This window comes from Streptomyces lincolnensis (assembly GCF_001685355.1).
In the GTDB taxonomy this organism is placed as follows: Bacteria; Actinomycetota; Actinomycetes; order Streptomycetales; family Streptomycetaceae; genus Streptomyces; species Streptomyces lincolnensis.
Window position 1 is genome coordinate 9394754 of sequence record NZ_CP016438.1, and the last position, 12254, is coordinate 9407007.

Below are 12254 nucleotides of genomic sequence, written 5' to 3' on the forward strand. Positions count from 1 at the left end.
GCGGCTCAACGCGTCACCGAGCCCCGGCCGTTGACACGTGACGGCCGCTCCGGTCCCGGAGCGGCCAGCCACTCGGCGACTGACAGCGCGATCGGCTGCCCCGTGTCCACCTCGACGAAGCCGAACTGCCCCGACTGGTTGCACTCCAGAAACCACCAGGTGCCGTCCGCCTCCTCGGCGAAGTCGAAGGCGCCGTACGCCAGTTCGGCATCGCGCAGATAGGCCTGCACCCCGGCGGCGACACACGTCGGAACCTCCACCGGCTGCCACGGCGCGGTACTCGGGGCGAACCGGACGTCTATCTCCCGAGGGTCCGCGTCGTCGGTCGCCTTGCGGGCGGCCAGCATCCGGTCGCCGACCGCGGTCAGGCGGATGTCCGCCCGTTTGGCGACACGGCGTTGCAGCAGGGTGGGTCCGTGGGCGACGGCGGAGAAGTCGGTGTCCGGGTCGACCCGGCTGGTCGGTACGGCCAGCGGCGGATCCTGCGGATGCGTGCCGGAGACCGGCTTGACCACCAGGTCCGGATAGCGTTCCGCGAACGCCCGCGCGGCCTGCGGGAACGTCGTGATGAGCGTGGCCGGCACCGGCAGTCCGCACCGCTGGGCCAGGTGCAGCTGCCAGGGCTTGTGACGGGCCCGCCGCGCCGCGTCGGGATGGTTCATCCAGCGCGCGGCACTGCCCCGCAGCATGCCGTAGAGCGCCTGGGAGGCCTCCTCGGTCAGCCAGTCGGACGGCGCGGCCGCCCGGGCGGCGGCCGCTCCGGGCCTGCGCACCCAGATCGACCGCAGCCCGCCGATGCTCACCAGCCGGCCCGCGGCCGAGAGATGGCCGCGGAAGGCGCCGTGCACGTACTCCCCGGACAGCGCCACCCCGCCGGGCAGGTCCGCGGGGTCCAGCCGGACCACCGGGACCCCCGACGCGTTGAGGTGCACGACCACCATGTCGGCGGTCACGTCCTCTTCGCTGGTCAGAATCAACACGGTCATCGTCGACGGTCCGTGTTCAGTCGTCGAAGTGTGTCTTGGACCCCGCCGTGGAGGTGGTGGTCCCCAGTTCCCTCATCAGGCCGTGGTCGCGGGCGGCTATCCGCCCGTCGCGGAGCACGTTCAACTGCAGTCCGGAGTCGTATGCGTACGGAGAGGTGGTCTCCAACTCCGTAGCCGGACGTGCGTAGTTGAGCGCGAACGGTTGCATCGTCTCTCCCTCGCCGGTACTGCTCGATCACACGACGGTCACCCCGCGGCCGGATTCGCTCCGCCGACGTGTCCGGGCTTCCAGAGACTTATACGAATCGAACGGGTGGTTGGTTTCCTTACGGTGCGTAATCGTGCTCGCGCGGTGCCTTTTGCGCACGCGCGCCGGGGGAGGCGCGCAGGGTGCGCAGAGCCAGGAGCAGTACGCCGATGTCGTCCAGGTACACCGGGTCCGGCACCAGGTCGGTCGGCAGGACGAAGTACACCAGGGCACCCCAGAAGACCCAGCGCGGCCCGGTCGGAAGCCCGGCCCGCCTGAGATCGCGTCGGGTGCGCACCAGCCGTACGAACAGGGCGACGGCGGCGGCCAGTACCAGTGCCGCGAGGATCGCGACGGCGACGATCACTGTGGTGGTCGTGTCCACGGGCTGTCCTCCTCGTAGGGACGTGCCGCGTTGTGCGCCCGTCTCCTGACGGATTCCCCCTAATGCCGCCGCTATTGCCTGCCGAACGCGGGTTCGGTGCACGCGGGGGGCGCACGGCCCACCGCGTCACTCCGGTGGAACACCCCACTCATACACCTGGGTCACCCGAGTGGCACGCCGTGGCGGGGGCGCCTAGGAAGGGTCCACGTAACGTCGTGTGTCGCACGTCGGGGGCGCCGGCAGCGACCGCACTCTTCCCCTGGAGCTGAGCATGACCACCGGCCCTTCATCAGCACAGCCGAACGAAACGGCCATACCCTTCCCCGAACCGGCCGACCTCACCGACCGGGTCGAATCCAGGTCCGGCGATCCGGTCGGCGAACTCGTGCGTGCCGCCGTCGCGGACCGGCCACTGGACGACATCGCCCACCTCATCACCCTGCTGGAACGCTCACCGGAGTACGCGGACGCCACCGTCGCCGCGCTGCGCGCGGTGGGCGTGAACCGGTCCGTGGAGGACGTCACCAAACTGGTCGTCCTGCTGACCCGGCCGCCGCGTGACGTGGCGAGCGCGGACGAGGCGATCCGCGCGGCGGCCGAGTCCCGCCCGCTCGAAGAGGTGACCCGGCTGCTCTCGCTGCTCCACCGGACACCCCTGGAACCCCACTGCGGCGAGGAGGCCGTGCGGGCCGCCGCCGCGGGCCGGCCCGTGGAGGAACTCGTCGACCTGATCGGACGGTTGGCCGAGGAACGCCAGGCCCTCATGGCACCGCCGGGCTTCCCCCCACCGCCCGACGGGGCTCCGGCCTCCATGGGGGCCGCCGACGGCACCTTCCTCGTGGGCGCGGTGCCGGTGCGCGATCTGGCCCCGGCATCCCGGTCCGATGCGGCCCCACGCTACCGGTCGCCCAGAGGGGCGGGCCGACAGCCGTTCCGGCCGGCCCGGCTCGCCGTCCTGGCCCTCCTGGTGTGCGGGGTGCTCAGCTTCCCGCTGCACCGCGACGGCGCGTCCGTCCGGGTCTACGGATTCGCGCTCGGGGTGTCCGTCCTGTGCGTCCTCCTCGCGCTCGTGCTGGCCGTACGGTCGACCGTGCCGACGCTCGCGGCCGCGGTCGTGGTCCCGGCGGCGATGGCCGCGGGCCAGTTGTTCGAGGGCAAACTGGTGCACTCGGCCGGACTGTCCCGGGCTCTGGACCTCGCCCTCGCCCCGGCCTGGATCGCCGGAGCGGTCGCCGTGTGCGCCTCCCTGGCAGCGCTGACGGCCCTGTTCGCCCGCCTCGCGTGGCAGCCGCCCCGGCAGGCCCGGGTACAGCCGATGGCCGAGGCGGGCCGGGCCCCGGTCGAGTGACCCGAGCGCCCTCTCCTCGCATCCCCGCCCCGGCCCGTGTGCGCGATCGACACTCGGCCCGAGGCGGGTGGCGGGCGGACGCGGCAGCCGGGGCGCCCCGACTAGAGGCCGTGCCTCCGCCCGTCGCACAGAGCCGTCAGTACCCGGTCCGGGGTGAGCGGGAGTTCGCGAAGGCGGGCTCCGGTGGCGTGGTGCACGGCGTTGCCGATCGCGGCCGGAGTGCCGACGATGCCGATCTCGCCGATGCCCTTGCTGCCCATCGGGTTGAGGTGCGGATCGTGCTCGTCGATCCAGTGCGCCTCGATCTCGGGGACATCGGCGTGCGCGGGCACGTGGTAGGCCGCGAGGTCCGCCTCCGTGAAGTCTCCGAAGGCTGCGTCCATGGTGCTGCCCTCGGTCAGCGCCATACCCAGCCCCATGGTCATCCCGCCGACGAACTGCGAACGCGCGGTACGGGCGTTGAGGATGTGCCCGGCGGCGTAGACACCCAGCAGCCGCCGCACCCGGACCTCTCCGGTGACCGTGTCGACGGCCACCTCGGCGAAGTGCGCGCCGAACGCGTGCCGCGCCCAGGGACTGTCGGCGTCGGCCGTGCCGGCGGTGTCCGCGCGTGCCGGGATACCGTCCCCGGGCAGCGGCCCGGTGTGTGCGGCCAGGGCTTCCGTCAGCCGAGTGCAGGCCTCGTGGACCGACCAGCCCCAGGAGGCGGTGCCCGAGGAGCCGCCCGCCAGCGGGGCGGCGGGCAGATCGCTGCTGCCCACCTCGATCCGGACCCGGTCCAGCGGTACGCCGAGCGCGTCGGCCGCGACCTGGGCCAGCACCGTGCGCGCCCCCGTGCCGATGTCCGTGGCGTTGACGCGGACCAGGAAGCCCCCGTCGGGCAGGGCGCGGGCCTCGGCGGTCGACGGTGACACCTGCACGGGATAGGTCGCGGCGGCCACCCCCGACCCCACCAGCAACGGCCCCTCCCTGCGGGAGCCCGGGCGGGGATCGCGCGCGGACCACCCGAAGCGCCGGGCACCCTCGCGCAGGCACTCGACGAGGTGCCTGCTGCTGAACGGTTTGCCGCTGTCGGGCTCACGGTCCGGTTCGTTGACGACCCGCACCTCCACGGGGTCCAGGCCGAGTTCACCGGCGAGCTCGTCCATCGCCGACTCCAGCGCGTACATGCCCGGAGCCTCGCCCGGGGCGCGCATCCAGGACGGCGAGGGCACGTCGAGCGGCACGACGCGGTGCAGGGTACGGCTGTGGGGAGCGGCGTACATGACGCGCGCGGGCATCGCGGCCTGCTCCACGAACTCCTTGATACGCGAGGTGTGGGTGGTGACCTCGTGCAGGACCGAGGTGAGGCGGCCGTCGGACTGTGCACCCAGCCGGACCCGGTGCAGTGTGGGCGCCCGGTGCCCGACGACGGCGGGCAGCATCCGCCGGGGGAGGGCGACGGTGACGGGCCGGCCGGTGTGCCGGGTGGCCATCACGGCGAGCACCACGTCCGGACGGGGCGTGCCCTTGGACCCGAAACCCCCGCCGACGTGCTCGGCGACGACCGTAATCCGCTCCTCCGGCAGCCCGAACAGCTCGGCCAGCGTGGCGCGGACGACCGTCGATCCCTGGCTGGAGGTGTGGACGGTCAGCCGCTCGCCGTCCCAGTGCGCGGTGCTCGCGTGCGGCTCCATCGGATGGTTGTGCAGCGGCGGCACCCGGTAGGCGACGTCGACCCGCACGGCCGAGGAACCGAAGGCCTCCTCGGGCTCACCGTGTTCGGCGCGGGCCGGGTATTCGCCGCCCACCTCCTCGGGGACGTACGCGTCCGGATGCGTGTCGGTGAGGGTGACGTCGTGGTCCTGCGCGTCGTAGGCGATACGGACGGCGGCGGCGCCGACCCGGGCCGCCTCCGGGGTGTCGGCCACCACCAGGGCCACGAACCAGCCGCGGTGCGGGACCTGCGGGTTCTGGAGCACGGAGAGCGTGGGATCGTCCGGCTCCGCCAGCCGCGGCGCGTTGTCGTGGGTGAGCACGGCCCGCACGCCGGGTACGGCCAGCGCGGCCGCGGTGTCGACACCGGTCACCCGGCCGCGGGCGATCGCGGCGGGCACGGGCCGGGCGTGGAGCCGACCGGGGCGGGGCTGCTCGGCCGCGTAGCGAGCGGTACCGGTGACCTTCTCCAGCCCCTCCCGGCGTTCCGCGGGAGCGCCCAGGGCGGTCGGGACGCTGGCCATGAGGTGTCCTCCTCGGGGTGGACGCGGGGATCAGGTCCTGGCGGCGGCCGTGAGCCGGGTCAGGACGTCCACGGCGAGAGCGCGGGCCAGGGGCACCTTGTATGCGTTGTCCCGCAGGGGCTGCGCGGCGGACAGTTCGAGGTCGACGGCGTACTCGAAGGCGGCCTCGGTCGGAGCCGCGCCCACCAGGGCCTCCTCGGCCCGGCGGGCCCGCCAGGGCCGGTGCGCCAGCGCGCCGAAGGCGATCCCGGCCTGGGTGATGACTCCGTCGTCCACCCGCACCAGGGCGGCCACGGAGGCCAGGGCGAAGGCGTACGACGCCCGGTCCCGGGCCTTGCGGTAGGCGGACGGGACCCCTGCCGTGGCGGCCGGGAGCACCACGCCCGTGACGATCTCACCGGGCTCGATCACGGTGTCCCGCTCCGGCCGGTCCCCGGGCAGCCGGTGGAACTCGGCCGCCGCCACGCTCCGGGCGCCCTGCGCGCCGTAGAGCTCCACGCGCGCGTCGAGAGCGGACAGCGCCACCGCCATGTCGGAGGGGTGGGTGGCGATGCAATGCGCGGAGTGCCCGAGCACGGCGTGGTCGCGGTGCACGCCGTCGCGGGCGCCGCAGCCGCTGCCCGGTTCCCGCTTGTTGCAGGGCTTGGTCACGTCCTGGAAGTAGGGGCAGCGGGTGCGTTGCAGAAGGTTGCCGCCCGTGGTGGCGGCGTTGCGCAGCTGGCCCGAGGCACCCGCCAGGAGCGCCTGCGACAGCGCCGGCCAGCGGTCCCGGACGACGGGATGGGCCGCGAGGTCGCTGTTGCGGACCGTCGCCCCGACCCGCAGCGACCCGTCGGGTATCTCCTCGATCGTGTCCAGGGGCAGTCGGCTGACGTCGACCAGGGTCGCGGGCCGTTCGACGCCGAGCTTCATCAGGTCGACCAGGTTGGTACCGCCACCGAGGCAGCGGGCGCCGGGCCGGGTGGCGAGGGCGTCGGCGGCCTCCGTCACGCTGGTGGCCCGGACGTAGTCGAAGGTCCTCACCGGATCACGTCCTCGGTCAGGATCACGTCCTCGGTCCTCATCGGATCACGTCCTCGACCGCCTCGACGATGCGCGGATAGGCGCCGCAGCGGCAGAGGTTGCCGCTGAGCCGCTCCCGGATCTCCGCCCGGTCCAGCCGCACGGGCTCGCCCGAGGGCACGGCCGGGTCGGTGACGTGCGAGGGGTGGCCCGCCGCGGCCTCGGCGACCGCCCCGAGCGCGGAACAGATCTGGCCCGGGGTGCAGTACCCGCACTGGAAGGCGTCCCGGTCCAGGAAGGCCCGCTGGAGCGGATGCAGCTCCTCCCCGTCACCCGCGAGCCCCTCGACGGTCGTCACCTCGCAGCCGTCCAGCGCCACCGCGAGCAGCAGACAGCTGTTGAGCCTGCGCCCGTCCACCAGGACCGTGCAGGCGCCGCACTGGCCGTGGTCACAGCCCTTCTTGGCGCCCCACAGATCGAGATCCTCGCGCAGGACGTCCAGCAGGACGCGCCGGTGGTCGACGCTCAGTGTGTGCGGCTTGCCGTTGACCCGCAGTGTGGTGTCGGAGAACCGGCAGGGTGCGGTTTCGTCGTCGCGGTCTTCGTGACTGCCCATGTCGTACGTGCCTTCCGGGACGGACCGGTGCCGTCGCACCCGCGTATCCACACCGCGGCGGCTCACACATACGAGGCCTAGGACGGGTCGTGCGGCGGCCGGTTCCTGCCGTTGCCCTTGAGGCGGTCCAGCGTGCGGGTCAACTGCTGGAGGGGGGACGTGGGCGGCCCGGAGGCAGGCGGCGGCCCTTCGGGGGCGGCGGCCGCGGACTCGCGGTACGCGGCGAGCGCCTCGTGGGCCCGTTCGGCGGCCTCCCGGTACAGGTCCCGGGACTTGGTCATGGCGTCGAGAGCCTCGGCGTACATCGCGACGAGCCTGCGCTCGCGCTCGAGTTCCTCCTCCGTCGTCAGCAGCTGCCACTGCTCCCGCAGCGCGGTGACGGCGTCGTCGGCGCCGTCCGGCAGCGCCCGCCCGGAGGCGGCGAACCGGGTCAGCGTGTCGACCAGTTCGGTGGGCTCCGAGCCGTCGAGGAAGACACTGCGTACGGAGAAGTCCTCCTCGGACGGTGTCGCCGCGGGCAGGATCACCGCGCCGCCGCGCGGCACCTGCACGCCGGCCTCGCGCAGCGCCCAGTTGACGGTGCGCAGCTGCTGGGGCGCGGCGCGGTGCTCGACCACCCGGTGCCGCAGGCTCGCGGGCAGCAGCGGGTGCAACGGCTTCAGGCCGCGCGCGTCCGGGGTCATCGCCTCGTGCACCACGAGATGGATGTTCCAGCTGTCGCGCACGGCCTCCCGGAACAGTCGCCGTACGGCCTTGTCGTCCGCGGGCAGGCGGTTGACGTCCCGCAGGGCGAGGCCGGTGGCGTCGTCGTGGTCCCAGCCGGCGTCCGGCGCCTCGGGCCAGAACATGGTGGCGGGGGAGGGCCACCGCTGGTCCCAGGGGCTCTCCGCCTCGGCGACCAGCACCCATGCCTGCCCCTCGCGCGCGTCGGACGGCAGGGTGAGCCTGGCGCGGACCGTGACGTCCTCGGGGGTGCGCCAGCGGGCCTCGAAGACCGAGCCGTGCGCGCTGTCGGTCTCGGAGGGCTCCTGGTGGTCGTCGACGGTCCCGCTGTCCCCGAGGGCCCGCAGTCGCTGACGGATCAGGTCCTGCGGGTCGGCTCCGAGGTGGCGGCCGCGGGCCGACCACACCGTGGGGGAGGAGGCGGGACGGGCGGTGGAGGAGGTCGGCATGAGTCCATCTGGAGTGCGGGGGCACGTGCCGTTCCAGTATCGCCGCCGGTCGCCGCCGACGATCACCCGGGGTCCCGCGGACGTCCCGCCGATGCTCAGCCGGCCTGCGGAGACCGCGTCGCCTTGGCGAGCTTGTCGGTCATGTCCGCGGTCTGCCCGGCGGGCGGCGGCGCCACGTCCACCTTTGTGCCGAAGTCGTCGAAGCGCAGGGTCGTCGTGCTCGTCACCCGGGTCTCCGCGCGGTCCGTCGGTGTGCTGTCCCGCAGCGGCCGCAGGGTCAGGGTGACGGTCTCCTGCCGCAGGCGGCCCTGGTCGTCCAGCCACAGGTGCAGCGGAACCGAGGACGTGCCCAGCTGCTTGCGCAGGGCCTGGGCGCGGGCCTGGTCGCCCCGGGCCAGTGCCGACACCTCGACGTCGACGCGGTAGTGGGTGGTCCGGGTGCCGTTCACGGTCTCCGTGCCGACCTTGGCCACCTTGCCGGAGCCGGCGCCCTTGACGTAGCCGAAGGGCTCGACCGGATCGCTGACCTGCGTGTTCTGGGTCTTCGATCCCTGGAGGCGGGCGGGGTCGATCTTCATCCAGGTCCTGCCCTCGGGCAGCGGGCCGCGCTGGGAGGCCGGCGGCTTCTGGTAGACGATCCCGTCCACCAGACGCTGTTCGAGGCGGGTGCCCTGCGAGGTCAGCGTCACCTCGCTGTCGCCCTGGGCGAGGTCCACCGTGCCCCGGCCCTGGGCGGTGACGCTCTGCCCGCCGGCCACGGCCTTGCTGGAGACGGTCAGTTTCGCCGTGTCCGCGGCCACGGTCCTGTCGTACGCCGAGCGCACGGCCCGCGTCGCGTCGGCCGGGTCCGATCCGCTCGCCGAGCGGCCCGCCGGTGCGGCGCCCTCGTCCGAGCCGCCGCAACCGGCCGCCGTACCCGAGACCAGCACCACCACGGCGACGGCACTTCCCCAGCGTGTCCTCGACACCGCACACACACCCTCTCCGGTCGGAGGCAATGGGTTGACAGGTTCCGGTGCCGGGTTGCCCTCCGGCCGGACGCCATGCGCCCTGTTTCGGTCACCTGCGGACCTGCCTGCCATGAGGCCGACGCGCACACGGGGCGCGCGGTGTGCACGCGGGGTGCGCGGGAGTCGCTCCGTGCCGCTGGTGTTCACTCCTGTCCCGGCGGCGACGGGTTCCGCACAATGGCTCACCGAGCAGGGCCCGCCAACCATCCGCATTGGGGCGGGCCCTGTTCGCGTGACGGGGCGTTGCCCCTCGTACGGGGGACAGTGGGCGTGTCCAAGTTGAATATATCGGTGGCCGATATATTCTGAGTGAATGGCATCGAAGAGCATGACCCAGGCGACGTTCTTCGTCCTGACCGCTTTGGCCGACCAGCCACGGCACGGGTACGGAATCCTGCGCGAGGTCGAGGATCTGTCCGGCGGCGAGGTGCGGCTGCGGGTCGGCACGCTGTACGGCGTGCTGGACCGGCTCACCGCGGACGCGCTGATCGTGCTGGACCGCGAGGAGGTGCAGCAGGGCCGGCTCCGGCGCTACTACCGCCTCACCGACGACGGGATGCGCGCCCTCACCGCCGAGGCGGAGCGCATGGCGGCGGGCGCCAGTGCCGCGCAGCAGCGGATCGCCGAGGGCCGCCGGGCTCCCGAACGCCCTGTCACCCCGCCCGCCACGGGCCTCGGACTCGCGGGAGGTCTCGCATGACGACGCTGCTCGAATCGCGCTACCGCATGGTGCTCCGCCTGCTCCCCGCCTACTACCGGCGGGAGCGGGAGGAGGAGATGGTCGAGATCTACCTGTGGGACGTCGACCGCGAGACCCAGGACCAGAGCAGGCCCACGCTCGGCGAGGTGGCGAGCATCGCCGCCCTCGCCCTGCGCACCAGACTGGGAGCCGCCGGCGCGCCCCGCCCCTACGACCGGCTCGGCGCGGCCGTCCGTCTCTTCGCGCTCTTCGCCGTCCTGCTCCAGGCGGCCTCCGTGGTCGTCGACCGCGTCCTGGGACTGACCTGGGCGGCGACCCACGGCCCGGCGCAGTGGGACATGTACGTCTCGGGCTTCACCGCACGGGGGCCGGCCCTCGCGGTCGCCGAGGTCGCCGTCTGGGCGCTGCCCCTGCTGTGGACGGTCGCCTACTTCGCCCTCCTGCACGGCCGACTGCGCCTGGCCCGGGTGTCCGCACTGCTGGCCGCGCTGCCCACGCTCTGGCCGTTCCTGGCCCCGCTGGTCAGCACGTGGTTCCCGCCGTCGACCGCGTTCACCACCACCTCCGCGCTGTTCTCCTGGCTCACGGCCCTCGCCCTGTGCGCCGCCCACCACCGCGACGCCCCGCCGGCGTCGCTGCCGGTCGGCACGCCCGGGCTCGCCTTCGCCGCCTGCGGTGTGGTGATGGGCGCCTCCGTCGTCCTGCTGCCCCTCGCCGCCGACACGGTCTGGGCGCCGGCCACCTGCTTCGCGGTCGGAGCCCTGGGCTGGCTGCTGTGGCGCGCCCGCCGCGACGACCGCAGCACCGCCTGCGGCGCGATCGCCCTGGCCGTACTCGGCCTGCTGCTCCTCACGGTGCGCGTGGCCGCCCTGTATCCGTGGCTCGGCACGCCCGTCCCCGCCCTCGTCCTCGGTGGTGCGCTCGTCCAGGCGGGGATCCTGTCCCTGCTGGTCGCCGTGCTGGCCGTGGTGGGCGGCCGCGATCTGGCGGCGGCACGCTGAACACCGCCGCGCGCAGACCTCAGTGAGGAAAGGCGCGCGGCGGACGCTGCCGGCCCACCTCGTCCCGGAACTCCGCGATGACCGAGCTGATCTGACGCATCAGCGCGGTGTTCTCCAGCCGGTCGAGATAGAGGTTGCGGCGGGCCAGGCCGGTGGCGTCCACGCAGAAGTACAGAGCCATCAGCGGGTTGACGAACAACTCGCTGCCCTTGGTCCGCTCGGTGAAGCGGACATCGCCGAAGTCGCCGCGTACGGCGGCGGCGACGGAGCCGTTGACGATGCTCGGGTGGTCCGGGGTGCAGCGCTGGGCGTGGGCCACCGCGTCCAGATACAGGGCCCCTTCCCGGCTGCCGGGAGGCAGGGAGAACGCGCCGAGGTAGGAGCCGTCCCGCTCCAGCGCGGCCAGATTCTCCAGGACCAGCGAGTGGTTGACGCCGTGATGGGCGTCCACGCCGAAGCCGAGGCACGCCACCAGGCGCCGCGGTATCCCCTCCAGCCCGGTCACGGCTGCCAGGCTCGCCATGTCCTCCTCCGGAGTGCCGAGCCCGTGCTCGTCGCCGCGCATCAGGATGTCGGTGCCGCCGTCGACCAGCACGATCGCGTCGACGCCGCCCAGATGGTCCACCAGGGCGCGATACGCGGCCCGCAGCGGCCGAACTCCCGTCTGCGGAAACGCGTAGACCGTCGACGGCAGGTCCTGCTCGGCCAGCCACCTGGCCAGGGTGCGCTCGGGGAAGTAGTCGCCGCGGGCCGCGGTGTCCGGGCGGATCGCCGCCACGTCATGGTCCAGCCACACCTCCGTGTCCAGGCCGTACAGATCCGCGAAGGAGAGGTTGGCGAGATGGACGTCCTTGCCGGCCGACCGCAGGGCGAGGGCCAGCGGCAGCCCGGCGTACACGTCGAAGCCGCCGCCCGCGCCGGCGATCAGGACCCGGTGCGCGTCCCGCAACCGGGCGAAGAACGGGGGCTCTTGGAGGGTGAACACCGGGCGACGCTAACAGGGCGCCGGACCGCGCTCCCGGCCGGAGCCAAGTACGATGACCATCGATTCCTAATGCCGTTCGTCAAGCCGCGGAGCGCGGTACAGTCCGTTCCTCCAACTGGGGAGGGCTCATGGGGACCAAGTGGAGCTTGACGATCGACTGCGCGTACCCGGGGAAGCTGGCCGCGTTCTGGGCGCTGGCGTTGGGCTACGAGGAGAAGCCCGCGCCCGCAGGGTTCGGGAGCTGGGAGGAGTGGTTCTCGCATCATGAGGTTCCGGAGGACGAGTGGGATGACGGGGCGTACCTCTCAGATCCGGACGGCGTGGGCCCCACCTTGTCCTTCCTGAAGGTGCCGGAGCCGAAGGTGGCGAAGAACCGGCTGCATATCGACGTGCAAGTTGGTGGCGGCCGTGAAACCCCATGGGAGGTGCGCTGGCCGCGCGTGGTCGAGGCGGTGCAGCGGTTGACCACTGCGGGCGCGACCGTGGTCCGCGAGGACGAGTTGCAGGGCAGGCCGGATCACGTGGTGATGGCGGACCCGGAAGGTAACGAGTTTTGCCTGGTCTGACGGGGTCGGTCAGGCCA

13 protein-coding genes are annotated in these 12254 nt (G+C 73.2%); 4 read left to right on the forward strand and 9 right to left on the reverse strand.

Annotated elements, in window-relative coordinates:
- Nucleotides 1–5: 5 nt before the first annotated feature.
- The 3 genes from tgmB to SLINC_RS41520 form a co-directional block, all read right to left on the reverse strand.
- Nucleotides 6–986, reverse strand: a complete 981-nt coding sequence (gene tgmB, locus SLINC_RS41510; protein ID WP_067443585.1) for an ATP-grasp ribosomal peptide maturase — start codon at nt 984–986, stop codon at nt 6–8.
- A 16-nt stretch (nt 987–1002) separates the two neighbouring features.
- Nucleotides 1003–1194, reverse strand: a complete 192-nt coding sequence (gene tgmA / locus SLINC_RS41515; RefSeq protein ID WP_067443586.1) for a putative ATP-grasp-modified RiPP — start codon at nt 1192–1194, stop codon at nt 1003–1005.
- A 118-nt stretch (nt 1195–1312) separates the two neighbouring features.
- On the reverse strand, nt 1313–1618 hold the full coding sequence (locus SLINC_RS41520; protein WP_067443587.1) for a DUF1232 domain-containing protein: 306 nt from the start codon (nt 1616–1618) through the stop codon (nt 1313–1315).
- A gap of 271 nt (nt 1619–1889) precedes the next feature.
- Here SLINC_RS41520 and SLINC_RS41525 point away from each other — a divergent pair, with 271 nt between their 5' ends.
- On the forward strand, nt 1890–2966 hold the full coding sequence (locus SLINC_RS41525; RefSeq protein ID WP_225988462.1) for a hypothetical protein: 1077 nt from the start codon (nt 1890–1892) through the stop codon (nt 2964–2966).
- A 101-nt stretch (nt 2967–3067) separates the two neighbouring features.
- Here the strand turns inward: SLINC_RS41525 and SLINC_RS41530 are convergent, their stop codons facing one another.
- The 5 genes from SLINC_RS41530 to SLINC_RS41550 form a co-directional block, all read right to left on the reverse strand.
- The gene (locus tag SLINC_RS41530; protein WP_067443588.1) at nt 3068–5185 is read right to left on the reverse strand and encodes a xanthine dehydrogenase family protein molybdopterin-binding subunit; all 2118 of its coding nucleotides are present in this window, start codon (nt 5183–5185) and stop codon (nt 3068–3070) included.
- Between the two features lie 30 nt (nt 5186–5215).
- Nucleotides 5216–6208 carry an FAD binding domain-containing protein gene (locus tag SLINC_RS41535; protein ID WP_067443589.1) on the reverse strand — a complete coding sequence of 331 codons (993 nt, stop codon included), beginning with the start codon at nt 6206–6208 and terminating at the stop codon, nt 5216–5218.
- 37 nt (nt 6209–6245) lie between these two features.
- Nucleotides 6246–6803: a (2Fe-2S)-binding protein gene (locus SLINC_RS41540; protein ID WP_067446342.1), complete on the reverse strand. Its 558-nt coding sequence runs from the start codon at nt 6801–6803 to the stop codon at nt 6246–6248.
- A 77-nt stretch (nt 6804–6880) separates the two neighbouring features.
- Entirely contained in the window at nt 6881–7975 is a 1095-nt protein-coding gene (locus tag SLINC_RS41545) for a hypothetical protein (RefSeq protein ID WP_067443590.1), read from the reverse strand.
- A 95-nt stretch (nt 7976–8070) separates the two neighbouring features.
- Nucleotides 8071–8943, reverse strand: a complete 873-nt coding sequence (locus SLINC_RS41550; protein ID WP_067443591.1) for an SCO4651 family lipoprotein — start codon at nt 8941–8943, stop codon at nt 8071–8073.
- Nucleotides 8944–9313: 370 nt separating this feature from the next.
- On the opposite strand from SLINC_RS41550, the gene SLINC_RS41555 reads away from it, so the two are divergent.
- Nucleotides 9314–9685 (forward strand): PadR family transcriptional regulator, encoded by a 372-nt coding sequence (locus tag SLINC_RS41555; protein ID WP_067443592.1) that lies wholly within the window; start codon nt 9314–9316, stop codon nt 9683–9685.
- Nucleotides 9682–10686, forward strand: a complete 1005-nt coding sequence (locus SLINC_RS41560) for a hypothetical protein (protein WP_067443593.1) — start codon at nt 9682–9684, stop codon at nt 10684–10686. The genes SLINC_RS41555 and SLINC_RS41560 overlap by 4 nt, the downstream gene beginning before the upstream one ends.
- A gap of 19 nt (nt 10687–10705) precedes the next feature.
- Here SLINC_RS41560 and SLINC_RS41565 read toward each other — a convergent pair whose 3' ends face one another.
- Nucleotides 10706–11671 carry a DUF1152 domain-containing protein gene (locus tag SLINC_RS41565; protein ID WP_067443594.1) on the reverse strand — a complete coding sequence of 322 codons (966 nt, stop codon included), beginning with the start codon at nt 11669–11671 and terminating at the stop codon, nt 10706–10708.
- A gap of 128 nt (nt 11672–11799) precedes the next feature.
- Here SLINC_RS41565 and SLINC_RS41570 point away from each other — a divergent pair, with 128 nt between their 5' ends.
- On the forward strand, nt 11800–12237 hold the full coding sequence (locus SLINC_RS41570) for a VOC family protein (protein ID WP_067443595.1): 438 nt from the start codon (nt 11800–11802) through the stop codon (nt 12235–12237).
- Nucleotides 12238–12254 lie beyond the last annotated feature (17 nt).

What these genes read in the sequence shown, in the direction of transcription:
- tgmB (WP_067443585.1), bottom strand. Translation starts at nt 986, where the DNA reads ATGACCGTGTTGATTCTGACCAGCGAAGAGGACGTGACCGCCGACATG.
- tgmA (WP_067443586.1), bottom strand. Translation starts at nt 1,194, where the DNA reads ATGCAACCGTTCGCGCTCAACTACGCACGTCCGGCTACGGAGTTGGAG.
- SLINC_RS41525 (WP_225988462.1), top strand. Translation starts at nt 1,890, where the DNA reads ATGACCACCGGCCCTTCATCAGCACAGCCGAACGAAACGGCCATACCC.
- SLINC_RS41530 (WP_067443588.1), bottom strand. Translation starts at nt 5,185, where the DNA reads ATGGCCAGCGTCCCGACCGCCCTGGGCGCTCCCGCGGAACGCCGGGAG.
- SLINC_RS41540 (WP_067446342.1), bottom strand. Translation starts at nt 6,803, where the DNA reads ATGGGCAGTCACGAAGACCGCGACGACGAAACCGCACCCTGCCGGTTC.
- SLINC_RS41545 (WP_067443590.1), bottom strand. Translation starts at nt 7,975, where the DNA reads ATGCCGACCTCCTCCACCGCCCGTCCCGCCTCCTCCCCCACGGTGTGG.
- SLINC_RS41555 (WP_067443592.1), top strand. Translation starts at nt 9,314, where the DNA reads ATGACCCAGGCGACGTTCTTCGTCCTGACCGCTTTGGCCGACCAGCCA.
- SLINC_RS41560 (WP_067443593.1), top strand. Translation starts at nt 9,682, where the DNA reads ATGACGACGCTGCTCGAATCGCGCTACCGCATGGTGCTCCGCCTGCTC.
- SLINC_RS41570 (WP_067443595.1), top strand. Translation starts at nt 11,800, where the DNA reads ATGGGGACCAAGTGGAGCTTGACGATCGACTGCGCGTACCCGGGGAAG.